This is a genomic window from Betaproteobacteria bacterium, assembly GCA_016720925.1.
Lineage (GTDB): Bacteria > Pseudomonadota > Gammaproteobacteria > Burkholderiales > Usitatibacteraceae > UKL13-2.
On record JADKJR010000001.1, the window covers coordinates 748,537 to 774,446 of the forward strand.

At 57.6% G+C, this 25,910-nt stretch carries 25 protein-coding genes and 4 pseudogenes; 3 read left to right on the forward strand and 26 right to left on the reverse strand.

Going from position 1 to position 25,910, the window contains the following annotated elements; translation table 11 throughout:
- Nucleotides 1–37 precede the first annotated feature (37 nt).
- The 23 genes and pseudogenes from IPP88_03550 to IPP88_03660 form a co-directional block, all read right to left on the reverse strand.
- Complete coding sequence (locus tag IPP88_03550) at nucleotides 38–418, reverse strand: VOC family protein (GenBank protein MBL0121827.1); 381 nt, start codon at nucleotides 416–418, stop codon at nucleotides 38–40.
- A gap of 99 nt (nucleotides 419–517) precedes the next feature.
- Nucleotides 518–895 (reverse strand): nuclear transport factor 2 family protein, encoded by a 378-nt coding sequence (locus IPP88_03555; GenBank protein MBL0121828.1) that lies wholly within the window; start codon nucleotides 893–895, stop codon nucleotides 518–520.
- Between the two features lie 271 nt (nucleotides 896–1,166).
- Complete coding sequence (locus IPP88_03560) at nucleotides 1,167–1,553, reverse strand: VOC family protein (GenBank protein MBL0121829.1); 387 nt, start codon at nucleotides 1,551–1,553, stop codon at nucleotides 1,167–1,169.
- A gap of 113 nt (nucleotides 1,554–1,666) precedes the next feature.
- A complete protein-coding gene (locus tag IPP88_03565; protein MBL0121830.1) occupies nucleotides 1,667–2,188 on the reverse strand; it encodes a hypothetical protein in 522 nt (173 codons plus the stop codon).
- A 95-nt stretch (nucleotides 2,189–2,283) separates the two neighbouring features.
- Nucleotides 2,284–2,910, reverse strand: coding sequence for an SDR family oxidoreductase (locus IPP88_03570; GenBank protein ID MBL0121831.1), 627 nt, complete (start codon nucleotides 2,908–2,910; stop codon nucleotides 2,284–2,286).
- 151 nt (nucleotides 2,911–3,061) lie between these two features.
- Nucleotides 3,062–3,724, reverse strand: coding sequence for a dihydrofolate reductase (locus IPP88_03575; GenBank protein MBL0121832.1), 663 nt, complete (start codon nucleotides 3,722–3,724; stop codon nucleotides 3,062–3,064).
- 280 nt (nucleotides 3,725–4,004) lie between these two features.
- A complete protein-coding gene (locus IPP88_03580; protein MBL0121833.1) occupies nucleotides 4,005–4,550 on the reverse strand; it encodes a GNAT family N-acetyltransferase in 546 nt (181 codons plus the stop codon).
- A 99-nt stretch (nucleotides 4,551–4,649) separates the two neighbouring features.
- Nucleotides 4,650–5,165, reverse strand: a complete 516-nt coding sequence (locus IPP88_03585) for a hypothetical protein (protein MBL0121834.1) — start codon at nucleotides 5,163–5,165, stop codon at nucleotides 4,650–4,652.
- A 73-nt stretch (nucleotides 5,166–5,238) separates the two neighbouring features.
- The gene (locus tag IPP88_03590; protein ID MBL0121835.1) at nucleotides 5,239–5,715 is read right to left on the reverse strand and encodes a hypothetical protein; all 477 of its coding nucleotides are present in this window, start codon (nucleotides 5,713–5,715) and stop codon (nucleotides 5,239–5,241) included.
- 66 nt (nucleotides 5,716–5,781) lie between these two features.
- On the reverse strand, nucleotides 5,782–6,042 hold the full coding sequence (locus tag IPP88_03595) for a helix-turn-helix transcriptional regulator (protein MBL0121836.1): 261 nt from the start codon (nucleotides 6,040–6,042) through the stop codon (nucleotides 5,782–5,784).
- A 1-nt stretch (nucleotide 6,043) separates the two neighbouring features.
- The gene (locus IPP88_03600) at nucleotides 6,044–6,328 is read right to left on the reverse strand and encodes a type II toxin-antitoxin system mRNA interferase toxin, RelE/StbE family (protein ID MBL0121837.1); all 285 of its coding nucleotides are present in this window, start codon (nucleotides 6,326–6,328) and stop codon (nucleotides 6,044–6,046) included.
- Nucleotides 6,329–7,066: 738 nt separating this feature from the next.
- Complete coding sequence (locus IPP88_03605) at nucleotides 7,067–7,876, reverse strand: VOC family protein (protein MBL0121838.1); 810 nt, start codon at nucleotides 7,874–7,876, stop codon at nucleotides 7,067–7,069.
- Nucleotides 7,877–8,037: 161 nt separating this feature from the next.
- Entirely contained in the window at nucleotides 8,038–8,382 is a 345-nt protein-coding gene (locus tag IPP88_03610; protein ID MBL0121839.1) for a hypothetical protein, read from the reverse strand.
- A gap of 50 nt (nucleotides 8,383–8,432) precedes the next feature.
- On the reverse strand, nucleotides 8,433–8,777 hold the full coding sequence (locus IPP88_03615; GenBank protein MBL0121840.1) for a helix-turn-helix transcriptional regulator: 345 nt from the start codon (nucleotides 8,775–8,777) through the stop codon (nucleotides 8,433–8,435).
- Nucleotides 8,761–9,089 (reverse strand): annotated as a pseudogene (locus IPP88_03620) (type II toxin-antitoxin system RelE/ParE family toxin). Before IPP88_03620 ends, IPP88_03615 begins: the two are co-directional and overlap by 17 nt.
- Before the next feature lie 104 nt (nucleotides 9,090–9,193).
- On the reverse strand, nucleotides 9,194–9,739 hold the full coding sequence (locus tag IPP88_03625) for a GNAT family N-acetyltransferase (protein ID MBL0121841.1): 546 nt from the start codon (nucleotides 9,737–9,739) through the stop codon (nucleotides 9,194–9,196).
- Nucleotides 9,740–9,869: 130 nt separating this feature from the next.
- Nucleotides 9,870–10,214, reverse strand: a complete 345-nt coding sequence (locus IPP88_03630; GenBank protein ID MBL0121842.1) for a transcription initiation protein — start codon at nucleotides 10,212–10,214, stop codon at nucleotides 9,870–9,872.
- Nucleotides 10,215–10,312: 98 nt separating this feature from the next.
- Nucleotides 10,313–10,687: pseudogene (locus IPP88_03635) on the reverse strand (nuclear transport factor 2 family protein).
- A 170-nt stretch (nucleotides 10,688–10,857) separates the two neighbouring features.
- Nucleotides 10,858–11,748: a GNAT family N-acetyltransferase gene (locus IPP88_03640; GenBank protein ID MBL0121843.1), complete on the reverse strand. Its 891-nt coding sequence runs from the start codon at nucleotides 11,746–11,748 to the stop codon at nucleotides 10,858–10,860.
- Nucleotides 11,749–11,877: 129 nt separating this feature from the next.
- The gene (locus tag IPP88_03645; GenBank protein ID MBL0121844.1) at nucleotides 11,878–12,426 is read right to left on the reverse strand and encodes a GNAT family N-acetyltransferase; all 549 of its coding nucleotides are present in this window, start codon (nucleotides 12,424–12,426) and stop codon (nucleotides 11,878–11,880) included.
- Nucleotides 12,413–12,925, reverse strand: coding sequence for a hypothetical protein (locus tag IPP88_03650; GenBank protein MBL0121845.1), 513 nt, complete (start codon nucleotides 12,923–12,925; stop codon nucleotides 12,413–12,415). Before IPP88_03650 ends, IPP88_03645 begins: the two co-directional genes overlap by 14 nt.
- 1,330 nt (nucleotides 12,926–14,255) lie before the next feature.
- Nucleotides 14,256–14,585: a hypothetical protein gene (locus tag IPP88_03655; protein MBL0121846.1), complete on the reverse strand. Its 330-nt coding sequence runs from the start codon at nucleotides 14,583–14,585 to the stop codon at nucleotides 14,256–14,258.
- A 332-nt stretch (nucleotides 14,586–14,917) separates the two neighbouring features.
- On the reverse strand, nucleotides 14,918–15,235 hold the full coding sequence (locus IPP88_03660) for a hypothetical protein (GenBank protein MBL0121847.1): 318 nt from the start codon (nucleotides 15,233–15,235) through the stop codon (nucleotides 14,918–14,920).
- 347 nt (nucleotides 15,236–15,582) lie between these two features.
- Here IPP88_03660 and IPP88_03665 point away from each other — a divergent pair.
- Nucleotides 15,583–16,937, forward strand: a pseudogene (locus tag IPP88_03665) (IS110 family transposase).
- A 60-nt stretch (nucleotides 16,938–16,997) separates the two neighbouring features.
- On the opposite strand, the gene IPP88_03670 reads toward IPP88_03665, so the two are convergent.
- The 3 genes from IPP88_03670 to IPP88_03680 all read right to left on the reverse strand — a co-directional run bounded on the left by IPP88_03670 (nucleotide 16,998) and on the right by IPP88_03680 (nucleotide 18,259).
- Nucleotides 16,998–17,207, reverse strand: a complete 210-nt coding sequence (locus tag IPP88_03670) for a hypothetical protein (protein MBL0121848.1) — start codon at nucleotides 17,205–17,207, stop codon at nucleotides 16,998–17,000.
- 227 nt (nucleotides 17,208–17,434) lie between these two features.
- Nucleotides 17,435–17,818, reverse strand: coding sequence for a hypothetical protein (locus IPP88_03675; GenBank protein ID MBL0121849.1), 384 nt, complete (start codon nucleotides 17,816–17,818; stop codon nucleotides 17,435–17,437).
- 108 nt (nucleotides 17,819–17,926) lie between these two features.
- Nucleotides 17,927–18,259 (reverse strand): hypothetical protein, encoded by a 333-nt coding sequence (locus IPP88_03680; protein ID MBL0121850.1) that lies wholly within the window; start codon nucleotides 18,257–18,259, stop codon nucleotides 17,927–17,929.
- A 124-nt stretch (nucleotides 18,260–18,383) separates the two neighbouring features.
- Between IPP88_03680 and IPP88_03685 the strand changes: the two genes are divergently transcribed.
- Nucleotides 18,384–19,448, forward strand: a complete 1,065-nt coding sequence (locus tag IPP88_03685; GenBank protein MBL0121851.1) for an integron integrase — start codon at nucleotides 18,384–18,386, stop codon at nucleotides 19,446–19,448.
- A 278-nt stretch (nucleotides 19,449–19,726) separates the two neighbouring features.
- Nucleotides 19,727–25,620 (forward strand): annotated as a pseudogene (locus IPP88_03690) (alpha-2-macroglobulin).
- The last annotated feature ends 290 nt before the right edge of the window (nucleotides 25,621–25,910 follow it).

A 25,910-nucleotide genomic window follows, 5' to 3' on the forward strand; every position in this document is an offset into this window, starting at 1 on the left:
AGGGGAGGGTTGCAGGGCGGCTTTGGCGGCAGGGTGCTCACACCCTGCTCTCCAGCAATTGGCCAATGCGTAACAGATTGCCGTCAGGATCAACGATGGCGAACTCCCGGAGTCCCCAGGGCTTGTCCTCGATTGCATCCATGCGCGGGATACCGCGCTTCGGCAACTGAGCGGAGGCAAATGCGGTGTAAATACTCTCGGCGTCCTGGACTCGGATGTAACAGCCCGCCGAAGACTCCGCGGGAACAAGTGCTTTGTGCGTGAAGAAGTGAATCTCGATGGTCCCTCGACGCATGACGGCGTAAGAGTCATTGAATTCGTGCGCGCCGCCTTCGAACCCAAGTTGCTTATAGAAGGCCACGGCGCTGCCGATCGATCGGGTCGGTAGTGTCGGTATCGCAAGATCGGTTTTCTGCATCGGGAACCTCCGTTTGTAAGGACGGCGAACGATCAAGCCAAAGTGCGCCCCGCCGTTCGCGCGTCCCAGTGGATGAGGCGAATGAACTTGAGTGATGGGTTACGCATCAGCTTTCGTATCCTGGCTAAATACATTTCGCCAGACTCCGTTTTGGTGCTGCCAAATGGATGAAATGTACGTGCGTTCCTGACCCGCGTCCGATCCTGAACCGTGTCGGGACCAAGTGGCCAGGTACGACAGGACGACCGTGTCAGGGCAGAGGTGAATGACCCTTGCATTCGACAGCGAGTATGCGCGCGCGATGGGCCCCACCGCCAATTGACCGACGTGCTCGTCTCTTCCTGCGAAGCCTGTGCTGTAGACGCCCAGGAAGTTTTCCGCCAGGAGGCTCGCATCCGCTGTTGGGTCGCCACAAACCAGGGCTTTCCACACGCTGGATTCGAGGTTCAGGAAGAACTCAATGTCGGTTGAACTCATGGGTGGATGCGCGCGTGACGCCTAACGAGGCCGCAGAGAAAGTTGCCGACGCAATGTTCGGGGCAAACATGGCGTACGTTCACCGTCCCCAAAAGCGAGATAGCGCCGCATACGCGATTTTGAGAGGTCAATTTTCACACCCGATTCGACATGGTGTTCAAGAAGGGTTTTCCCGCAGCTTCACATTTGAAGTTGAGCCGCAGACCAAGACTTGCCGAGCACTGTCGGCTCCACCGGCCAGGCGTCGGCGTTTGGCTTTCAGGCATGAAGCTCACTGCCCCGGAGGCGGTTGCCAAAGTTCGACCTTGTTCCCCTCGGGATCCATCACCCAACCGAACTTTCCGTATTCGGAGTCGTCCGCCTTCTTCAGGACATTGCACCCCTCGTCCCGAAGCAACTGAAGCAAGGCGTCCAGGTCTTCAACCCGATAGTTGACCATGAAGGTCGACTTGCTAGGTGCGAAGTGCTCGCTGTCGGCGGCGCCGACGGACCACACGGTCGTTCCCTTGGTCGGATTGCCCGCGGCATCGGTCCAGGTGAATGCGGTGCCTCCCCATTCCTGGACGTCAATACCCAAATGCTGCTTATACCGGGCTCGCAGCTTGACAGGGTCATTCGCGTTGAAGAAGATTCCTCCGATTCCTGTAACTCTCTTCATTTGAGACTCCTAAGTGAGGTTAAGTGGGAGCGTACTGCGTTCGTGACACGTAACTTTAGCGGTAAGCGGTCGCCGGCGGCGGCACGCCGTTGGCGCTCCGCCGGGGTAAATGGTTAGGCCCCGGGCAGTGCGTCATCTGCACGAAGCCAACGCAACATTTGAGGATAAAAATTCGCGGCAGCGCCAGTCACCGGATTCGGCGCAACGGCCATTCCCGCCAAGCACAATCCCGGGAGGCCCGGATAGACCCCCATCGAATATGTCATGCGAAGACCGGCTGATTGCCCCTTGTAACCGCCCTCATGGAACAGCACGTCCAGCGGCAGATCGAGGTCGACGGCAGCCGCGTATGCCCATGCCATGGCCTCGAGTTCCCCAGCGTGTGGCGCGCTCTGTTCGAACGCCAGGTCATCCGACGCCTGTTGACGAAGCATGCTGGGTAACACTGCCAAGTGACCGGCTTCGTGCAGCAGGTCCCCCGGCCATAGAAGTTTGCTCAGGTCAGCCACGAGCGAACCTTGCCGAACCGCGATTCCGGGCAAGAATGTGGCGTTATCGATGGATTCAAGCCTGACCTCAATTCCAACGTTGGACAGGAATCGAAGAATGGGATCAAGGTAATCAGCGTTCTGCATACCGTGGCAGTTCTTCCGGGCTTAACGAGTGAAATCACCGGGCTGCGCGGCCTCTTGCGCAGCTGCGTCGGATTGACGGGTGGGAGGTGGTTGCACTAGCGCACCACCCAGCCGCCGCAAACAGGAAACACTTGACCGACAAAGCAACTCGCCGGTTCGCTGCAAAGGTACGCCGCGAATTCAGCGTCTTCTTTGGCGTCTACAAGGCGTCCCAGGGGAACCTCGCGCTTCAGGCGCTCCTGGAACCGTGGATTGCTCTGAACTTCGGGCGGAAAGTAGGTCGGGTTATCAACGAAGTTCTGCGCGATTGCATTCACTTGAACATTGTGGGGAGCAACCTCCACGCCGACGGCCTGCACGTAGGCAAGCTGGGCGCCGCGGGCAGCGCTGTATGTCGAGGAGCGCTTCATCCCGCGCAGTGCTGATGCGCTGCCCATGACGAGAATCTTGCCCGAGCGCCGCTCGATCATGGCTGGCAATACAGCACGGAACAGTCGTTGCAAGGGATGCACGAGGGCGGCGAATGTGTCATTCCACTCTTCGTCTGACACCTCCGTGGCCGCGGTGGTCGGTGCGGGTATGGCCAAGTTGGCAACGAGAATATCGACGTGCCCGGCCTCAGCGACGATAGCACCAGGCGCGTCTGCGCTCATCAGAGGATCGATACTCGGGATAACCGTGGCACCGTGACGGGCGAACACTTCGCACAGGACCGGGCCCATGAACGCGTCGGCGTGGGTGACGAGCGCGCGCTTGCCCAGAAGGATCTGATTTGACACGGACTCTCCTTCCTGTAAAGAGATGATGATTATCGCGACCCCCAGCGTTCCGGTTCAGCGGCAGCGCGGCAGCACCGTCCGCCTCAACCGGTTGTCAGGCGCCATTGTGCGCTTGGCGCCGGAGCACAACATGGGTGGCTTTCTCCGACGCAACGAACTGGACACATTCGTATCCCAGAGCGCGCAAGTCAACCCCTTCGAACAGCCGCTCTCCCCCGCCCAGCAGGACCGGCGAGATAGCGACGTGCAGTTCATCGATGAGGCCGGTACGAAGATATTGCTGGATCGTGTTGGGTCCGCCGCCAATGCGCACGTCCATGCCGTTGGCGGCCTCGCGCGCCCGGTCAAGCGCCTCGTGAATACCGCCCGTGACGAAATGGAATGTCGTTCCGCCTTCCATCTGGATGGGCGGGCGCGCGTGATGAGTCAAGATGAAAGTTGGAACGTGATAGGGTGGGCTGTCCCCCCACCAGCCTTTCCAGTTCATGTCGGGCCAGGGGCCGCGACTCGGCGCGAACATGTTTCTTCCGAGAATCCAGGCGCCCACATTCCTGAAGCCCCGCGCAGCGAAGTCGTCATCGGTTCCCGTGGTGCCGCCTTCGGCGCCAAACAGGGTCCGTTGGATCGTGCGGGTCGGGATTAACCACTGGTGCAAATCTGTCCCGCCGACGCCGAGCGGATTATTGATGTCCTGATTCGGACCCGCTCCGTATCCGTCAAGCGAGATGGTAAAGCCTTCAACTCGGACGCGTGTCATCTTCATTCCTTCCTTTCGACTACCGCCGGATGACAAAGCTCAGCGACGCGGCCTGCCGCTTGCCGCGACCGCTGGAACGCATTGTTCGCAGGCGCTCATTTTATGGGCTTCTCGATCGTTTTCTCGTTACGCTGTTAATTCACTCTCGGATCTTATATCCGCGGCATTCTGCAAAATCCGTTCAAACATCGCCGCCGCGGTGGCGATAACGACATAGCCGAACGTGCGAGGTAAGCGGGCCCTTTGCCGTTGGGTTCCCGCTTGAATGATGGGTGAGGCCTCACCGCGTTGAGTCGATGGAGGGACGCCACAAGTAGCGACTGACGGTCTCTTCGCTTCCCTGGAACTGCATGACAATGTCTCTGTCATGAACGAATGCAGCTCGCTCCAGGGTGCGGCGCGAAGGCTCGTTGCCAGTCTCGGTGATGGCCAGGATGCTGGGCAGATCGAAGTTCTCTGCAGCCCACTGGCAAGAATAGAGCAAAGCCTCGGAACCGTATCCGCTCCTGCGTGAGCGCTCGGCGATAGCGTAGGAAATTTCCACTTCGCTGTCGAATGGGCTGAACCCTACGTGGCCCAGTAGTGTTCCGCCCGCCAGGTGCTCGACGGCCAGGACGTACGGGCCCAGACGCGGATCGCCTGGCGACGAATAGCACGAAATCAGGTACTGCATGCGAGAGGTAGCTTCGCTCATGTCTGCGTAGACATGGGACGGAAGCCAGCGCCGGGTGGACGGCTCGCCGTTCAGTTCCATCATCCGCGCCGCCTCTTCGACGACGAAGTGGCGTAGCCGAAGGGAAGGGGTGTTGATCGGGAGCGAATTCACGGGCATCGGGAGTACCGTGGCTGTCGATGTGGCGCCGAACGTCGTAGCGCAGGGGCGCGAAGCCGGATTGCTGGCGAAGCGTCCCGCTGCAGCGAGAAGTTAGGTGATGACGTGATATAGAAAGAAGACCTTGCCATCCATGCTCCAAAAGTAGAGACGCCCAAACATGCACCCCCTTGATCCATCGGAAGATTGCTGGTCGGCTTCAATGAAGAGCCATTGCATCTCCGTTTGCGGGCGCACCACCCAGCCCGGTTTATCTCCAATGACACCCAAAAAACGTTGGACATCGTCTTTCGGATTGGCCGGTACCAAGTTGAATTTTTTCAGCAGATCGGAAACCGCTTCGGCATCTCGCGCTTCCAGGCGCCACAACTCATCTCCGTCATTGAAATTGTTATGACGATAATAGTGTGTAACTCGAAATGCAGAGGAGATGGGGCCACAAACTTCCAACGGAGGCATTGCAACGGAAAGAAAGTCGCTGTCACTAATATCCCACGATTTTGGCCAAGTATGCCATACCAGAATCAGCCAAATTGCCACACAGGCAGCGAGAACCAGCCCGAACACTCCCGCGATTGCGTAGCCCAGAATCTTTAGCGCCTTTGGCATAAAGAGCACCTAGCGCGCGAGTTCAGCCGTGTGGGGAGGCCGCAGGCCGGAGCGCGTCGGCTGGCATGAAAGGTTAGGCGTCACTTGCTGTCGCTCTCGTCTTTTGCATTGCGTGACAAAATGCTTCGCACGCCGCCTCGCACTGGACTCGAATATGGCCTTCTGCCAAGTCGAAAGTAGCGCCATCTGGTAGAAGAAGCCTGGCGAAGAAATAGGGATCTCCCTCGCTGTCGGTGCCTTCAACAACGACGGGGGCGACCACGAGGTTCATCGGTACATTCGTTCGGATCGTCTTCAACGGGTAGCGCCAGACCAATGTTAATCCGTCTTGCGAGTGGACTGACGCATAGAAGCAGGCCTTGCTTGTCGCAAATTTGCCAAGCGCCAGCCCTCCGAGCCAGAACACTCCGAGAATGGTGGATGTGGTCAGGAGCGAGTAGCCTGCGGGTGGGCCGTCCCGGACAAGGATCGCCGTGAAAGCGATAAGCAGGGTCAACCAGACCAGGGCGAATGCCCAAATGAACGCCGAGGCACGGTTCTTGAGTTCCACTTTCGTGACGCCTAACGACCAAGGTGCGCGGCCGGCCGCTTCTGTCCGGTCCGTGCAATCGCCGTGTTATGCGGCGTGCTCAAGTGGAACTTCCCAGCCAGGGAAAACGAGTACTGCGGGGTGGCAATTGAGTGCACGGGCAAAGGTCTTGGCGCGTTCCACGCCCAAATTGACCCGCCCGTTCTCTATAGCTGAGATGGTCGCTTGTGGAATACCCGTAAGTTCGGAAAGTTGGCTTTGACTCAGTTCCTGGAGCTCACGCAGGATACGCACAGACTCACCAACCGAAACCTCAATTCGCTTCTTCGCCGGACGAAAGTCTTTCATATCATGCTTTCCTGTAATCGTGAGCCGTAACTTCCACCACCTGGATCTGCAACACCTTCGCAATTACACGGTAAATCACGCGCCACTGAATTCCTAGACGAGAGGAGCGATGGCCTTTCCATTCCCCAGACAATGCTTCATCGTGAAATCCCTTGATGGCTCGTAAGCCTTGTGGTCCCGAGATTCTGGCAATGTCCTTCCATTTTTCGTAACGCTTCAGGACCTCGATCGGGACACCACCGGAAAGCTGCTTGTCGACTCGACGGTGCTCTTCGATTTGCCACATGCCGTATTATGTATATATCACAAATGGTATGTCAAGCGTGACGACTGTTTCTTGACGCATAACGACCGAGATAAGCGGCGCCGCGCTTTTGCGGAGTCCCGCGAAGGAGCCTTCTGGCGAGGAAATACCCGGGAACATTGAGAATGACTCCGACAAGCAGAGCCAATGCGACGATGATTGCAATTGGGGCAAGGTTCATGGGAGCGTAAACGTATTACGTTTGACATGAGTGGTGCACAAAAGGCGACATCCGCTCGATGGAAGGGTTGGGCGTCATGAGGGCACGCGCCGCGCCTTGGATGCTTGGCAGTTGTGTCTTCGTGGTTTGATCACTTCTATTTGCCCGCTTCTCCAGCCGGTGAGACAGGATGCAACTTCAGTGTTGGTGCAAGCCTTCCAACGAAGCTCATTCTCGGGCTATGCGCGCAGAGAGGCGCCAGCCCTTGATTGCACAGAATGTGAAGAATGCTGACATGAGCCAACAGACCGCCGCCAGTAGCCATTCGTGGCCGGAAAAGTATGTGCGATTGCCTGATGCAGGAACAAGTCCGCTGACTGCTACGACGCCGAGCAAGACCAGCAGCAGTGCAAGTACGAGACTTGATAGCGGCCGAGCGGTGAAGAGGCCCAGCGTATTGGGAAGAGACACTGGTTCCTCTGAAGAGTAGTGGTGAGGTATAACGCTCAACCTTTGACATATGGGGCGCGCTTTAGCGCGGCCCGCTTGATTGATAGGCATTACTGTTCTGCGCGGAATTCCAACCACAAACCGTGAGCACTGTTCGGCGTGACCAACTTTCCAGATGTTGAACTGTCGAATTCATAGCGCTGATATGTCCTCTTGCGTGGGGAGTTGGCAGGTGGTCTGACGGACATCACCACGCCGATGACTGGGCGGCCCGGGAGAATCTGATTTCGACCGGGGATGATCACCACTCGTCCGTTCTGTAGCTCGAATACCTCGCCTCCAGTTGGTTCCGGAACGCGAACTGTGACACTTCTGGAGGCAGCGCCAAGCGCGATCAGCAAGCTCCTCAGCGGTCTGGAGTCTTCGCATGCGATCCAAACCTCACGCATGGCGAGGGCGCCGTTTGGGTGAGCGAAGTGCTCTGGCCGGTCTGTGGTCGAACGGTTGTCGGATGTGATGAATACAAAGCCCAGCTTTGGATCCTTGAAGGTAGTCAGTCCCGCTGCTTGGTCGAAGTCGATTCTTGCCTCTGCCAGCGCCGAGGCAAGCCTGGCCGTGTCTCTCACATGAAAGGAGACATACGCTGGCCCATCGCCGGTCTCCAGGTGCTTGCGGTACGCTGCACTCGACTCGTCTGAACCAGCCGCGACAGTGATCAGCTCAATGCCTGAGCCGTCAGGGAACTTGATGTGGTGATTCCTGATACCTGTAGTGTGCTGGCGTCCTGGCTTGAGGGAGAACCCAAGCCGCTTGAAGTCTGCCGACGCTTGTTCGAGATCCCGAACCGCCAACGGGACGTGATCAATGCCTGCGATAACGCCTTGACTCTGCGCGCAGGTCGTCCCAAGGGATGCCATCACGAGTAAGACGTTTCCAAGGAATCGCATGTGCGGGAACGGTGGTGATGTCGCGTGATGCATAACGTTTGAGCTCAGGCCGCGGCTCGTCAGGGCCGTCGCGCCTGCGGCGAATGATTGGGCGGCAACACTCGTTGTACTCCGCCTATATTTCCGAGAACGTCTCAGGACTTTACCCGTGACTCTCCGAGCAACATCACGTTGACGTTGCCTTTTGCCTGAATGCTCAAATAAAGAAGGTATGGCGCAAGAAACATCATGCCTCCGAAAACTGCTACGACCGCCAATGCAATACCAGAACCAGAAAATTGATTCCTCCAGGCAACCCACAGGCCGGAAAGCAAAAGAAAGGTTGTGAAGTCAGCGTTGAATTGGCCAGGCCAAGTCATGGCAGCGATATCAAGGAAGAATACTGGCAGGAGATTCCAGCCGTGATTCATGCCAACCATCATCGTGTAAGTGCCAAGACACACGACAACCACCACCAAATAGATACGAAATGCCTGCATAACTCCACTCCCCTCAGTTTCTGCACACGATGGATTTTGCCGCCCAACGATCAAGTTGACCGGCGCGACGCGCTCTTGGCGCGCCCGCTCGAACTCCGTGTTAGCCCTGTATCAGGAACGAGGCGAATTTCAACTTTGAAGCCGAGCGCCCGCGCATATTTTTGAAGCGTTCCCACGGAAGGGGAATGACTGCTGGTGGGCGATTCGAGACGTGCAATTGCAGACTGCGTAGTGCCTACCAGCGTCGCGACTTCGGCCTGAGTCAGTCCGGAAGCGGTACGCGCCTTTAGCACTTCATCCAGGAACGCAAATTCGTCCGCAAGCTGCTCGTAAGCTTTTCGGACTTCTGGTTTCGCGAGTACGCGCGCCTTGAACTGTTTAAGTGTGCGTTCCATTTTGAATCTCCTTCATTCGCGTTCGTGCGATCGACAGTTCCTTGGCGGGTGTCTTGTCAGTTTTCTTGATGAAATGATGAAGCATCACTATTCGCCGGCCAATTCTCGTGCAAAAGAAAACCCGGGCAATTCCTTCGCCTGCTTTGACGCGAAGCTCGAATAGGCCATCGCCTTCGTGTGCGGCATTCCGAGACCGGGGCCATATATTTCCATGCGCTCCGCATACCGGACGAAGCGGGCCACGAAGCCTGGCGACATCTTCGTGATTTCGGATTCAACTCGATCATTGTAGAAGACGACGGACCAACTCATTGAGGGAGTATAGCGGATATGCTATATCGCGCCATTGGAATTTTGAGGGCTAACGTGCGAGTTAAGTTGGTGCCACGCTGTTGGGGCTCCGCGTAAACGAGGGGTTAGGCATCGGCTCGTAGCGCCGCGAGCAGTTGTTTTGGATTGGGCCAGATATAGCGAATCTCTGACGCCGTGCCGCCGCCAGGTGGCTGGATCTCTAGGCGCTCTACTGCTTTGCCGCCCAGCTTCTCGTAGAACCGGCGAGCGTCGACGTTCTGCTCATAGACCCACAAGTACAGACCGATATCTGGCTGAGTGGCTTCAGACCTTTCGCACAGCGCTTGAAGCAACTGCCGGCCCATCCCACGGCCTCTGTACTTCGGTAGGACGTGCAGGTTGTCGATCTGTGTACCCCAGGTTGAATCATGCTTTCCGAACGCAAAGGAAAAGCCGGTCGTCTCCTCTTCTAGCTGGGACAGAAAGCCAAAGTGACTCTCAGGAATGGGGCTCAGTCGTCTCGTCCAGAGCGCGAGCCGATTGGCCAGGAGTTCGCCGTCCAGGAATTCCTGTCGAAGCACCCCACGGTACGCGCTGCGCCAGCTCGCGGCATGAATCATGGCGACTGCGGACACGTCTTCACTGCCGATGGGACGAACAACGGTGTTCAACTGCGATGCCTAACGTTTGAGATGAGAGGTGGCGCCCGCCTTGCCGGCTGACGTTCTCTCGATTGAAGGGTTGGGCCGCACCACTCCGCTCCGCGTTGGCGCTGGTGTTGTGCTGACCGCCTGGAAGCACTTACGACTCGGGGTCATACCCGAACTGCCGAAGTTCCTGAGCGCACCAGCACCCGGCAGCTATCTTTGCTGCCCACTGTTCAGCCTCTTCTCGTGTCTGCACTTTGAGCACGCAGAAGCCTCCGTTGAAGTTGCTCGTCTCAGGGTATGTTCCTGGCGACACCTTGCCCTCCCCAGTAACCATGACCGGCGGGATGGTCTCGTCGATGCCGCCGCCGAACACGTAGACACCTGCAGTCTTTGCCTCGCGAATCACAGCGTGGGATGACTCTCCCACTGAGGGGAAGTCCTCATCGGAGATGTGCTTCATAGCCGAGCTAGGGAACGAGATGAGGTAGTGGTTCATTCTTGGATTGACTCCTTGGTACAGCTTTGCGTCCAACGTCGTTGCCTGGTCATGTGTGGCCTAACGTTCGCGGTGAGGGTCGCCCCTCGACCGCGCGGTTAGGTTGCGTTGTTTGAGCTTGCATTTAACTTCTTCTCCCCAGTGGCAAAGGATGCCATCTGAATTCGGCCGTCCCGGACCTGATAGATGCACAACATTTCAATTGTACCCAGGCCTTCAGGGAAATTTCTCGTGATGCTCTCGAAGTCAACGACAACGCTGCCAACGACGGTGCGAGACAGAAGGCGTGCATAGAGATCGGGCTCTGCAAAACGCTGAAGGAAACGAACACGCAACTCCTCTCACCCTTTCGCTAAGCGATCACCATGCAATGTGAATTGTGCTGCGTCGGGGGCGTAGGCTTCGAGCAAGCCTTCGATATCCTTTGCGTTGTACGCATCGAGCTGCGTTTGAACGACCGATTCTGGCGACATGGATTTCCTTTGGAAAAATGTGAGATGGCGATTTGGATTGGCTTCGCAACCTAACGTTCGACCTGAGGCGCCCGCTACGGCAGGCAGCGTAAGCCTGGGCCGAGGCACAAGGTGGATCTCCCAGCCCAGGCTTACGCTGCCTGCCGTAGCGGGTCGGCTCGAGCGAGGGGTTAGGCCGCACCGACAAGACTCGTACGAGTGAGAATAGCGGATTGCTTATACGGTTCGAAGCCGACGCTGACGTACAGCTTTCGTGCTGCCTCATTGGAGGGGTGGAAGCAAAGCTTGATACGTTCAGCGCCCGCTGCGGCCAGAAGGTTGACTCCGGCGGTGAGTAGGTGGCGAGCGAGGCCTCGACGTTGATGCGCAATTTCGGTTCGCATCGGCTCGACAAGGCCAGTCGCGGTGTCTGGGTCAAACCAGAACAAACCATACGCAGCGACGTTCTCGTGGCTATCAAGCACGAGCAGATCAAGGTCTGGACGATACAAGGAAGATTGTCGAAGTCGTACTTCGAGCTCCGGTCCGTTTCTCTGGACCATGTGGTGAGGACGTTGCAGGGTGTCGAGGCGAGTGCACAGGCGGTAGTCCTCATGAAGCGAACTGATGGGTAGACGAGCGCTCGCGGACAGGCACGCTATGACGACACCGAGGCTTTCGTCCTGCGTCATGGCGAAACCGTGGCGACCTAAAACGTCTTGGGCGAAATGATCGGCTCGATCGACAACCACGTCGACGTTTCGAACCCCGTGCGCGCTGGCGTGAGCAAGTCCGCGCTCAAGGACATGCATAAACCACTCTGGAGGCGCGTTCGGCATCACGATCGGATCGAGAGCGACTCCGTCGCCCCAATCGGTGGCGATCACTGCCGACTCTGGACGCCCCTCGTTATCGAACCAGAAGAGTTGAGGGAAATTGTCGGTTGAACGCGATGCGCGCCACCACCAGTGCAGGTCAGCGGCCTCCAGTAAGCCGGCAGCATAGTGAAAGCGACGAACTCGATGAAGCAGCGAAGTTGCTGCGTCCAGATACTGAATACCGGTTCGATGTTGCTCTTGCATTGATCGGATTCTCAGTCCTATTGTTCAGCAAACAACACTACACGTGCGGCCTAATGTAGACCTAACCGGCACTGCGCGGCTTTATCGCGCAGCGCCCAGCGACTGAAAGGAGCGAGGTTGAGCGCCGGGTTAGAGGGCAGCATTGGCAGCCTTTTCGAAGAAGGTGATTGAGACAGTAGGCGACAGCAACTGTGTTCTCGTGATGCGATAGCCTGCGCGCTGGTAAAGGTGAATGTTGTTCTCGCTCTTACTACCCGTGAACAGCTCGAACTTTGCCACGTTATTGCATGAACGTTCTATCGTCTGCAACAGGCGCGACCCAATACCTTTGCCTTGAAACTCCGGGTGGACGATGAGACGCCCAACAGCGCAGGTATCGCCAGCAATTCTGGCACGCACTGAGCCGACGAGACGTTCACCGACCGTGGCTTTGAGAATGACTGAATTCGGAAATTCCTCGCGCAAGGACTCGATGGTTTGGGTAAGCGGAGGAATTGACCAGTCGTTGTAGAGAACCGCCTCCGATTGGTAAGCGAGCTTCTGGAGAGCCAAGATGTCCTCGGCATCCTCGGAAGTGGCATGAGAGATTGAAACCACCCTAGAGCCCTCTAACGACCAAGGTGACGAGCGCGCCGCTTTTGGCGCGTCCGTGTTGAGAGCCGAGTTAGGCCTCGGCATTTGGTGAGACCTGAGTGAGTATCTCTGTCGCATCTACCTCAAGTCGTATCTCATTGATCGGCTCTTGAAGGAAGGCATGAAACAGGGGCATGTCGGGTAGGTCATAGGCTCCACAATCGAGTAGCAGATCGTAGTTCGAGATGACCCGCTCAAGTAGTTCTCGGGCCTCAAACTTTGGAATCATTCGAACAGCATGATCCTTTACGCCCGCATGCTTCGAGTTGTTGTATGCGTAATTCAGTAAGTCGCCAATGTCCTTTTCCGTTGCTTTTCCAGGCTCTCCAGTTTGGCGGTAGTGGAGGCCATTCGCGATCTTCTTTATCGTTCTACGAGATTGTGACCAAGCGGGTTCCATCTTTTGTTTGAGCACGTACCCTGCGAATAGTGTTTCTGCTGCTCCAGCCAGAACAATCGCGCTGAAAAAGCGGCCGCTAAAGTAGGCTTTGAGAGAGTCTTCCAACTGCTCTACGGCCATATCCAGTTTGGTTACTTCAATCATGGTTGTTCAGCTGAAGGTGAGCTTTCTAGCGAGGCATAACGCCTGAGGTAAGGGAGCGCGGGCTTTTGCGCGGTCCCAGTGAGCGAAGCGAACGGCTTGACTGAAATGTTAGCGGGCATTTGCGGCCTCAACATACCGATTGACCGCGACTCAACTCAAAATATACAGCCGCATCACTCTTTAGCTGAAACTTTGCGGTCGTGCAATCGTTTACGTAGGGCCGCTGAGGATTCTCGAAGCATTCATTTTTTCCAACCCATCGCTCGAAAAACGGGTCCGACTTCTGCATGTACTGTTTTCTACAGGAATCGTAGTGAATGGAGTTACTTTTCGACACGGGCCGCTTCCAAAGAACTTGCACGATCTCGGCTCTCGTGGCGCCAAGGTGCAATCCATCAAGTGTGCGAAGTTCGCTCCCGAGGCCTCGTAGTAAGGCACAGCGTTTCTTCGCCGCGAAAGGAACTTCCTTGCCGTAGACGCGGATACTCGTAACCTGTCCTTTTGGACTGGACATTTCTGAGTTGGAGGCGAATACAACGATGACTTCCCCCGTTTCGTCTTCTAAGCGATAGCAAACCTTTGACTCAGAGGTACTGGCGTCCCCGGTATGCCAGACATTGCTTTCGCCAAGATGCCTCTTTACATCTTTGAGCGTTTGCCGCGAGCCAGCGATAACACCTAGGAAAGTGACCGTCTTTTCCGCAATCACATTTCCGGCGCAGGGCAGACCCAAAGTAGTCGCAAGGACAACACAAATCGTATTTGCAATTCTTCGCATGCCCGCTAACGACCAAGGTAAAAGGCGCCGCGCCTTTGCGGCGTCCAGCGACCGAAGGGAGCGACTTTGACTGCCGAGTTAGACCTCATAGTACCGCTTCAATAGCTGCAACTTTAGAGGGAAGCCATCCCATTGACACAAAGGCCAAAGGAAATGCGAACAAGATGAGCAGCGTGTCGGCGTATCCGAAAAGCCCCATCAACGAAACGAACAATAAGACCGGAACGAAGCCGACAAAGGTCCATGCGTAGTAGGACGTGAGGCGATAGCGAAGCGGAGTATGGCAAGTAACACACAGCCACGATTCGAATGGCCAAAGCGGCCCAAAAAGCGCGACTCGAAGTGGTGCGGTAGGCGGTGCGCTGCAGTTCGGGCATACGTGCGTTTTCACTTGCATGATGTTTAACGTCCGAGTTTAAAGGGCGCCGCGCTTTTGCGGCGTCCAGCGACCAAAGGGAGCGACCTTGAGCGACGAGTTAGAACTCATCACTGGCAAAAGTGGGACGCGATGAACCGTAAATCTACAAGCCACGAAATGAAATAAATGCCCCATCAGTCCTCGATTCCGGTGATTGAAAGTTCTACGCCCGTTGAAACCTGATGGACGAAGAAACGAGTGCCGTCCGCAAACTCAATCATGACTGCACCCTCACGATGGCGGACAACACGACTAACCACTTTCCCTCGGAGAAGTTCGGACGCCCGCGCAGATTCCTTAGACAACTCGTTGGTGTTGAGGGGCAGATGAGTTCTAACGACTGAGTTGTGGGGCGGCGAAGCCGTCCCATACGAACGATGAGTTAGGCATGTGCCATCCAAAGCATCCGAATCGCTGTGCTCGCGGGTATGGCCGCAGACACCAACAAAATTCTTGCCGGCCATGAAAGGCGAACTGGTTTTAGCCAATTAGAAGGTACTGGAACAAGAGCGCCAACAAAAAGATGCTCCTTCCAACCGTGAGCAACGCGTACAGCATGCGCCTGGAATGTAAGGATCCAGCCGCACACAATGCAAACAAGGATCGGCGGAAGGAATAGGAAGAGAAATTGATCCATTGACAGGTATGGCACTACATATGCGGCGCATGCAGCCGCTCCGACGATCAGTATTTGAAGCCAGATGATGCGCATTTACTTGATGCTTAACGGCTTAGCTAAAGGGCGCCGCGCTTTTGCGGCGTCCAGCGACCGAAGGGAGCGGCCTTGAGCGACGAGTTAGCCGTCAACAAAGTTTGAAACATACTGAACCTCATCTTCCAAGCACACACCATTGCCTCCTTGTAGCGGGCGAATTCCCAATATGACACCAGATGGCCCCTGTTCCGCCTGTATGACAACTACAGGTTGAGTGGAGCCATCTTCCAGTTTCTGAATTGCGGCACGCGGAAGCTGCATATCAATTGGTTCCGAATGACCTTGGATGTAAAACACCGCGATGCCGTTCTTCACATCGCCTTCGGTCGCAGCACGCCCGGCAATCGATGGCGTCGCTTCCCAGCACGAAGGATCAATGGGGTGCCAAAGGTTCGACATGACGGCTAACGTTCGAGCTAAAGGGCGCCGCGCTTTTGCGGCGTACAGCGACCAAAGGGAGCGACGTTGAGCGACGTGTTAGCGATGTAATCGGCCCGCAGCCGCAAATCGCGCCGAAGAAACACGGCGTGCCGTCGTTGTGGCAAGGTGACATGCGGCGCGGCGGAAGACCGATATGGCATTGGTGCAGTTTGCCCGAGTGTTAGCGTGGTCATGGGTCACGTCATCGACATTGGTGAATGGGTTTGGCGGTGTAATGCCATCGAACCGATATCCCGTTTAAGAGAGTGAGCAAGACGACGTACCCGATGCGGCGCCACATTTCATAACGAATGATGGAGCAATCGATGGCGCAACGCAAACGCAGCATCAACCTCAAGACAGTCAAATCGCGGGTCGCCCTGACGATCACGCACCCCAACACCGCCGGCATCGACATCGGCAGCGCGTCCCACTTTGTGGCCGTGCCGCCTGACCGGGACGATGAACCGGTGCGTGAGTTTCCCGCTTCACGGTTGACCTCAACGCGCTGGCCGACTGGCCCGATGCCTGCCGGGTCGACACCGTCGCCATGGAATCCACCGGCGTGTGTTGGATCCCACTGTTCGAGTTGCTGGAGTCGCGTGGTTTCAAGGTGCTGCTGGTCAATGCGCGGCACGTCAAGAACGTGGCGGGGCGCAAGTCCGATGTGCTGGACTGCCAATGGCTGCAGCAATTGATGACCTACGGTCTGCTCAGTGGTGCGTTTCGTCCGGCCGAGCAAGTTTGTGTGCTGCGCGCTGTGGCGTCAGCGCGGAGCGCTGCTCAAGAGCCAGTCCCGTGATGTGCAGCATATGCAAAAGGCGCTCACGCAAATGAACGTCCAACTGGCCAATGTCATCTCCGACGTGGTGGGCGAGACGGGGCTGAAGATACTGCGCGCCATCGTGGCGGGCGAGCGTGCTGGGTGCCTGGGTGCCATGAAGAACGCACGCATCCACGCCAGCGTCGATGAGATCGCCAAGAGTCTGGAAGGCAACTGGCGGGCCGAACACTTGTTCGCACTCAAGCAGGCGCTGGACGCGTTCGACTTCATCGGCACGCAATTGGCCGAATGCGACCGAGCAATCGAAGCGCAGTTGCGACTTCTACAGACGCATGACGGCGAGCCAGCCAAAGGCAAGAAGCGCGGTCGGCGCGCAATGCGCCAAAGTTCGATCTGCGCACACAGCTATTCAAGATGTGCGGCGGGACTTGACGCGCATTGATGGCATCGATGTGACCACCGCGCTCGCGGTCATCAGCGAGACCGGCACGGACATGTCGCGTTTTCCCGCCGTCGGGAATTTCACCAGCTGGATGGGCTTGTGCCCGGGCACCAAGATCACCGGCGGAAAAGTGATGAGTGGCAAGACCAAGCGGTGCGCCAACCGCGCGGCCCGTGCCCTGCGCATGGCCGCCGCGTCGCTGCGAACCAGCCAGTCGGCGCTGGGTGCGTACTACCGTCGCATGTGCGCGCGCATGGACAAACCCAAGGCCATCGCCGCGGCCGCCCACAAACTCGCGCGGTTGATCTAACGATGCTCACCAAAGGCGAGGAGTACACCGACAAAGGCCCAGGGCCTATTACGAGGAGCGCTACCGCGATCGCGTACTGCACCATCTGGCAAAGCGCGCCGAAAAAATGGGTATGCAACTCATCGCCGCCGAACAACCCACATGAAACCCGAATTACAAATCAATCACTTGGGAGGTGTTTCTTAAGAGCCATCATGGTGTTCGCCTATGAGAAGAAACTTGGGAAGACGGAAATCAAAAACAAACGCAGGGCAGAGCGATTCCCAGCCTTTTCGTCAACATCAGACACCACCATCAACTTAGCTCGGTGCTGGCACCAACAGTAAAACACCCACACCACGCAAAGGCCGAGGATCAGCGGATAGATGGCCTGAACCGCAGCAGCTGCAAAGCCGAAAAGGGTGAACATGAGCATGGAAGCGACAAGAATGGCGGTTGATCTACCTGGAGAAATGCAGCACTTGCACTTGCAACTCGTGCACTCAGCAGGAGATGCGCGCCACGAGAGCCATTTGCTCATGAAGCTTATGGTGGGTTGTTGGCACCGTGGGCAAGGGTACATTTGATGGCTAACGTCCGAGCTAAAGGGCGCCGCGCTTTTGCGGCGTCCAGCGACCGAAGGGAGCGACCTTGAGCGACGAGTTAGGCATGTTCATTGCCGGACACTCGCCGCCCATGCCACGACCACGCCCAAAGGAATAGGCTTGGAAGAAAGAACCAAATGACGCCATTTCCGAGTAATGCAGGAACCAAGAGTGCGCCAGTGTAGCCGCGACCCACTTCGTCGAAAACGATTACAAAGAACGGAAAGCCAAAGGCCTTGTAGGTTCCCGCAGCCTCATGCATTGGATATTGCGCAAATACCGAAGTGACCGCCAAAAGTGTGCCGACAAGAAAACGCCAACGAAATAGTTTTCGCCAATCTTGAGGAACGCCGCCTTGTGCATTTGCTGCGCGAACTCTCTGCGACGCGACAACCTCAAGCGCAAAAATAAAAAGTCCAAAAATTGTGAAGGTGAATAGCATTTGATGCCTAACGACCAAGCTAAAGGGCGCCGCGCTTTTGCGGCGTCCAGCGACCGAAGGGAGCGACCTTGAGCGACGAGTTATGGCCGCCAAGAAACATTGCATTCATCAGTGCTTTTGCTGACTTACGGCGGCATGTTGGTCGTTTGATGCGAACCACTTCAGCCGCAAATACCAAGACAGTTCTTGAAGTGCGACGAGAAAGCAGAGGTAGCCACAAAGCGTGCAAAAACCACCCTCTTGCAATAGAAGCACGCCAATGATCGTGCCGTTGGGGTTTGAAAGCAGTTCAATTGAGATGGCAACTGCGACCATGCAAATGCCCATAAACAATAGCAACGCCATTGAAGTGAGTGACCGCGGCCCCTGCGGACCTTTTAGGAGTACGTATGCAGCTCCTATTGCCAGCAACACCAGATTCACTATCAGATTGGAAGACATCTCAACCATAACTCAATGTAGGGAGCACCGCGTCTGCATACCGTTCCGCGCTGCTCCCTATCATTCCTGAAAAAATGCGGAAAACACGCTTGCAATCAATTGCTTCCGCCCATAAACTGTATATATGTACAGCCATAACACTTTCCCGATTTCCGTCATTCACGCAAATTCTGCATTTCGCCCGTACGTCGTTAACAAGCGTCAGTCTAGCAACGTCCTTCCCCCGCTGCAATCGACAAAAATTCTGGAGCAGGTGCGGGAGCGGGTTCGGTATTTGCACTACAGCATGCGTACGGAAGAGGCGTATTTGTACTGGATCCGGTTTTTCATTCGTTGGTCCGGCATGTGCCATCCGCGCGAGATGGGGGCGGATGAGGTTCGCGGTTTTCTGACGTTTCTCGCGGCTCAGCGAAAGGTGTCTGCCTCCACGCATCGCGTCGCGCTTTCTTCGCTTCTGTTTCTCTATCAGAAGGTGCTGTGTGTCGATTTGCCGTGGCTGGATGGGCTGGCGCGGCCGTCAGTGCCGCGACGATTGCCGGTGGTGTTATCGCGGGAAGAGGTGGCCCGGATCCTCGCGCTGCTGAGTGGCGAACATTCCGTGATGGGGCGCCTGTTGTATGGCACCGGCATGCGCATCACCGAGGCGCTGCAACTCAGGGTGAAGGATGTCGATTTTGATCATCGGGCCATTGTCATTCGCGAAGGCAAGGGTTTCAAGGACCGGGTCGTCATGCTACCGCAGGCGTTGATCGAGCCGCTGACGCAGCAGATTGCCCACGCGCGCGCACTGTGGTCACAGGACTTGGCGTGCGGCAAGGCGGGCGTATACATGCCACACGCGCTGGAGAAGAAGTATCCGAAGTCGGGTGCGAGCTGGAGTTGGTTCTGGGTATTTCCGCAAGCGGCGCATGCGCTGGACCCGCGTTCGGGGTTGACGCGGCGGCACCACATGTACGATCAGACGTTTCAACGCGCGTTCAAGCGGGCGGTGCAACAGGCCGGCATTTTCAAGCAGGCCACGCCTCACACCCTTCGCCACTGCTTCGCGACGCACTTGTTGCAATCCGGCTATGACATCCGCAGCGTGCAGGAGCTACTTGGCCATGCCGATGTGAAGACCACGATGATCTATACCCACGTTCTGAAAATTGCCGGGCGTGGCGTGATCAGTCCGCTGGATAGGATGTAGCTGCGGAACAAATTCGCGCAATCTTGCCGGGGAAGCTCACATGCCATGCCGAAGCTTGAACACAAGCACTGGCACGCCTTGCAGGTCAAAAGTGCCCGGAACGCCGCACCAGTGCTTGTGTTTTGATTGCGAAATGCAAGAAGGACCATTTGCAAGCCCCCCACATTTCCGCCACAACGCTGCCTCAATCCACATGGCGCTGACATGATTTCACCCTGATCTGCGAATATCATTCAGTCTGGTCGTCACACCATGCGGGCGACAACAAAGGGGAAGTCATGAAGTGGATCATCGCCATCCGCGATCTCGCCGCCAAGGCCGGACGGGGATTTGCACGTCTGTCGGGACGTGTGCTCTCGCCGTTAGTCGGTCACGTTTCCTGGAACGCGCCGCCGTGGGCGCGATGGACCGGGGCGCGCATCGGCGCGGGCGGGCGATGGGCAGGCGCGAATCCCACGCATGCCGGTCTGGTGGTGCTGCTGCTGGCGGCGCTCGCGGCGGGTGGCGTCTATGGCGCCAAGTGGTGGCAGGCGCGGCCGAAGCCGATCGAAGTCAAGCTCACGGTGCAAAATCCGCCGCGCACACCGATCGAAAATGAAGATGAAACTGATCGCGGGCCGCGGCCGTTGCTGGTGAAGTTCGCGCAATCGGTGGCGCCGCTGTCGATGGCCGGCAAGGAGGTACCCGCCGGCATCCGCATCACGCCGCCGATTGAGGGCAAGTGGAAATGGAATGACGACAAGGAACTTGAATTCCAGCCGAAGGAAGATTGGCCCGTCGGCGCGGAACACGAAATCGAATTCGACCAATCGGCGCTGGCGCCGCACATCAAGCTGGCGTCATACACGATGTGAATTTCTCGCATCCCGTCAACGGCGCGGAGCTGGAGAAACGCATCGAACTGAAACTCGCCGGGCAGACCGAAGGCATCTGGGGCGTGGGCCGCGAACGCACCAAATTCACCGTGAGCTACGACAAGCTGAAACTGAATGCCTTCGTCCATTCCGAAAATCTTTCCACGCCGCAGGAAGACAGCAGCATCGAACTGAAAGTGGAGAAGGGCTTGGTCGCCGCGCGCGCAGGCAAGCCATTCGACAACGCGTTGACGCAGGCCGTGCGCGTGCCGGGATTGGCGAGCCTGACGGTGAACCAGCTTGCCGCCAACGTGGCCATGAGTGCCAAGAACGAGCCGGAGCAGATCATCGTCGCAACGATGTCGGCGAGCACGTTCGAAAAAGACATCAAGGGCGCGACCAGCGCGTGGCTGCTGCCGGTTTACAACCCCAAGACCAAAAAAGAGGATCGCCATGGACCTTATTCGTGGAGTGACCCGAAGGAAATCACTGAAGAGCTGTTGAAGGATGGGACCCGGATCGATCTCGATCTTGTCGCGGGTGAGCGCGAGCACAACGAGAACCACGCCTTCAAATACAGCGCGCCGATCGGCCGCTATATGTACGTGCAGGTGGAACGCGGCATGAAATCGTTCGGCGGCTATACGCTCGCCAAGCGCGTGCAGCATGTGCTGCAGGTGCCGCCGTTTCCGCCGCAACTGAATATCCTCGGTCAGGGTGCGTTGCTGGCCTTGAGCGGCGAGAAGAAAGTCGCGGTGATGGCGCGCGACCTGCCCGGTGTGAAGATGGAAGTGGGGCGCCTCCTGCCGGCACAGTTGCAGCATCTCGTCACGCAATCGGAAGGCAATTTCGACAAGCCGCAATTCATCGGCGCCTTCGGCATGGACAATCTGACCGAACGCTTCGAGAAGAAGATTCCGCTGCCGCGCCTGAAGCAAGGAAAGGCGCATTACGAGGCGCTGAATCTCGGCGATTACCTGAAGAAGGATGGCAGCGGCAATGACAAGCGTGGCATCTTCCTGCTGCGCGTGCAGGGTTACGACCCGAAGCTCGATCGCAAGGCGGTGAAAAAGGAAGACGAGGAAGCCGCCGATCCCGACGAAGGTGAGCCGGAAGCCGGGCAGCGCGAAGATGCGATCGAGCCTTCCGAGCGCGAGGATTTCCGCCTCATCCTCGTCACCGATCTCGGCATTCTGGTGAAGCGTTCGCTCGATGGCACGCAGGATGTGTTCGTGCAATCCATCGCCACGGGTCAGCCGGTGGCCGGTGCGGAAGTGGAAGTGATCGGCAAGAACGGCTTGACCTTGTTCACGCAGACCACCGATGCGTCGGGCCGTACCCAGTTCCCGAAACTGGAGAACCTGTCGCGCGAACGCACGCCGCTGATGTACCTGGTGAAGAAAGCCGGCGACATGAGTTTCCTGCCGCTGAATCGCCGCGATCGCGGGCTGGATTTTTCGCGCTTCGATGTCGGTGGCATTCGCAATACGGTGCTGCCCGGCACGCTCTCGGCGTATCTGTTTTCCGATCGCGGCATCTACCGGCCGGGTGACACCATCAATATCGGCATGATCGTGAAAGCCGCAAGCTGGGCGAAATCGGTCACCGGCATTCCGCTGGAGGTCGATGTCACCGATCCGCGCGGCCTGTCGGTGAAGCGCGAGAAGATCAAGCTCGGCGCGGGTGGCTTCAATGAACTCTCGCACGCCACGCAGGAAACATCGCCCACTGGCAACTACACCGTAAGCCTGTTCACTGTGAAGGACGGGCAGGCCCACACTCAACTCGGCAGCGTGACGGTGCGCGTGCAGGAGTTCCTGCCGGATCGTATGAAGGTGGTCGCGCGCCTTTCCACCGAAGTGACGGGGGGGCCAAATGAGGGCTGGGTCTCGCCGAACGAGTTGAAGGCGAAAGTGAATGTGCAAAATCTGTTCGGCACGCCGGCCACCAATCGCCGCGTGGAAGCCACGCTGACGTTGCAGCCCGCGTATCCCGCATTCCGCAGCTACCCCGATCATCGCTTCTACGATCCGCTGCGGGCAAAGGAAGGCTATTCCGACAAGCTGACCGACGGCACCACCGACGACGAAGGCAATGCCGAATTCGCGCTGGGGCTAGATCGCTATGCCCGCGCCACTTATCGCCTGCATTTCCTCGCACGCGCCTTCGAGCCCGAAGGCGGGCGCAGCGTGGCCGCCGATACGGCGATGCTGGTGTCGGAGCTTCCGTACCTGGTGGGCTTCAAGCCCGATGGCGATATGGGCTATGTCTCGCGTGGCTCCAAACGCAGCGTGAACCTGATCGCCATCGATTCAAAAGCGAAAAAGATTGCTGTGGGTGATCTGAAGCTGGAATTGATCGAACGGCGCTTTGTCTCGGTGCTGCTGAAACAGCCCAACGGCACGTACAAATACGAATCGCGGCCCAAGGAAATTCCGGTGAAGGAAAGCGTGCTGTCGATTCCGGCCACCGGATTCGCGCTGGCGCTCGATACCGCGAACCCCGGCACGTTCTTTTACCGCATCCGCAATGCCGAAGGCGTGGAGCAGAACCGCATCGAATACAGCGTGGCCGGCGCGGGTAACGTCACGCGCACGCTGGACCGCAATGCGGAGCTGCAACTGACCTTGAAGAGCAAGGACGTGACCGCCGGCGAGGATATCGAAGTCAGCATCCGCGCGCCGTATGCCGGCGCGGGCCTGATCACCATCGAGCGCGACAAGGTCTACGCGCATCAATGGTTCAAGGCCGGCACGCAGGCCTCGGTGCAGAAGATAAGACTGCCGGCCGATTTCGAAGGCAACGGCTACCTGACGGTGCAGTTCATCCGCGATCCGGGCTCGGACGAAATCTTCATGAGTCCGCTGTCGGCCGGCACCGTGCCGTTCTCGGTGAACCTGGCGAAGCGCACCAACAAGCTCGCATTCAGCGCGCCGGCGAAAGTGAAACCCGGCGAGGTGTTGAAGATCAAACTGAGCGCCGAACAGCCGACGCGCGCGGTGGTATTCGCGGTCGATGAAGGCATTCTGCAAGTGGCGCGTTACAAGGAAGCCGACCCGCTTGCGCATTTTTTCCAGAAGCGTTCGCTCGATGTGCGCACGTCGCAGATCCTGGATTTGATCCTGCCGGAATGGAAGAAGCTGATGCAATCCGCGGCACCCGGCGGTGACGCCGAAGGCGCGCTCGGCAAGAACCTGAACCCGTTCAAACGCAAACGCGACAAACCCGCCGTGTACTGGTCCGGCATTGTTGAGGTCAACGGCGAGCAGGAATTCAGCTACACCGTGCCGGATACCTTCAATGGCACGCTGCGGCTGATGGCCGTCGCCGTGAGCGAACAAACCATCGGCACGCTCAGCAGCAAAGCCATCGTGCAGGGCGATTTCGTGCTCTCGCCGAACGCCCCGCTGGCGGTGGCGCCGGGTGACGAGTTCGAGGTCTCGGTCGGTGTCGCCAATAACGTCGCTGGCTCAGGCAAGGATGCGCAGGTGACGGTCGCGCTGAAAACGTCGCCGCATCTGGAGGTGATTGGCGGTGAATCTCAAACGCTCAAGATCGGCGAGAAGAAGGAAAGTGTCGCTATCTACAAGCTGAAGGCAAGGTCGGGTGCGGTCGTCAAACTGGGTTCGGCCACCATGACCTTTTCGGCGGCGCTGAATGGATCGCCCGACAAGTCCGCAAAACTCGGCACCGATGTCAGCGTGCGTCCGGCGGGTCCGTATTACACGCAGGTGACCGTCGGCAGCTTTACCGGTTCGCAGGAAGTGCCAATCAAGCGCGACGTCTTCGCGGAATATCGCAAGGCCGAGGCGGCCGTATCGCCGCTGCCACTGGTAATCGCCAGCGGACTCATGGCCTACCTCGACAGCTTCCCGCACCTGTGCACCGAGCAGATCACCAGCCGCGCCTTCCCGGCGGTGGTGCTGGGACAGCGGCCCGAGTTCGGAAACGTGACGCAGAAAGATGGCGCGAACAAAGCGCAGCAATCCTTCGCCTCGGCCCTCGGTGTACTGCGCTCGCGGCAAAATGCCGAAGGCGGATTCGGCCTGTGGACCGCGTCGGTGGAAGCGGACGAATACGCATCCGTGTACGCGCTGCACATGCTGATCGAAGCCCGCGAGCGCGGCTACAACGTGCCGCCGGACGTGATGGCAAAGGGTAATGGGTGGCTTCAGCAACTCGCATCCAGCCCGGCGAAAGACCTTCACGACGTACGTGCCCGCGCCTACGCCGCCTACCTGCTTACGCGTCAGGGAACGGTGACCTCGACTTATCTGGCGGCGTTGCGCGAAACGCTCGACAAGAAATTCACAACCCCGAATGTCTCGACGTGGCAGAAAGATTCCATCGCCGTATTCCTCGCCGCCAGCTATAAGCTGATGAAGGACGAGAAGCAGGCCGCGAAGCTGATGGATGAACCGCTCGCGCAACTCGAAAAGCGCGGCGAACCGTATCGTTACGAGCGTTACTACGATCCGACCATTCGCGACGCGCAGACGCTGTACATCGCCTCAAGGCATTTCCCCGATCGCGCACGGAAGCTCGATTTCGCCACGCTCGGTGCCATGGTGAAAACCATTCAGGATGGCCGCTTCAACACGCATTCCGCGGCGTATGTGATTCTGGCGCTTGACGCCTATGCGTCACAGATTGAAAGCAAGATCGCCGGCAAGCTGAGCATCGCCGAGATCGGCAAGGACGGCAAATCGCAATCGCTGGCCTTGCCGCAGAACCTGATTCCGCGCGTGCCGTTCTCGGCGGGTACGGCGAAACTCAAGTTTGGTAACGAGGCCAACCTGACGACTTACTTTGCGGTGTCGGAATCCGGCTTCGACAAGGCGCCGTCGATGACAGAGCTGAAATCGGGGATGGAGATCATTCGCGATTATGTCGATGCCGAAGGCAAGCCGATCACCACCGTCAAGGTCGGCCAGGAACTGACGGTGCGCCTCAAGTTCCGCACCATCGGTCGCGATGTTGTTCCCAACGTCGCGCTGGTGGATTTGCTGCCGGGTGGATTTGAGCCGGTGCTGAATCCGGTCGACGCGCCGAGTGTGGCGCCGGCGAAGAAGGGCGGGTTTGTGAATCGTCTCGGCAACGTCGGCGGCTGGAACGTGGAATACGCCGATGTGCGTGAGGAACGCGTGGTGCTGTACGGCAGCGTGAACGCGAACGTATCGGAGTATCGCTATCGCATTCGCGCGACCAACGTCGGCACGTTCGTGGTGCCGCCGGCGTATGGCGAATCGCTGTATGAGCGTGATGTGCAGGCAAGGTCGTTGCCGGGGAAGATTGTGGTGGAGCGGGCGGGGAAGTAGCGTAATGAGAGAGAAAAGGGCGAGACAATGAACATGCGCATCAGCGATTTCCATCGCCCGATGCTTTGCAATGGCTTAGTCACCAAGTTGCCCCCTTGGAGTGTTCGGACAGGGTGCTGCGCAAGATCTGACGGATCAAGTCGTTTGGTATTGTTTTGTTACCTCAGGGCGAACGGCATTTATAATTCACTTTGGTTTGTGGTTTTTGCCGCTCCGAGCTTTTCCTTCTCGAGTTATATGCCATTGGCGAAGGGAGATGCAAGGAGCTCGTCTGTGGAGTGGCTCATGAA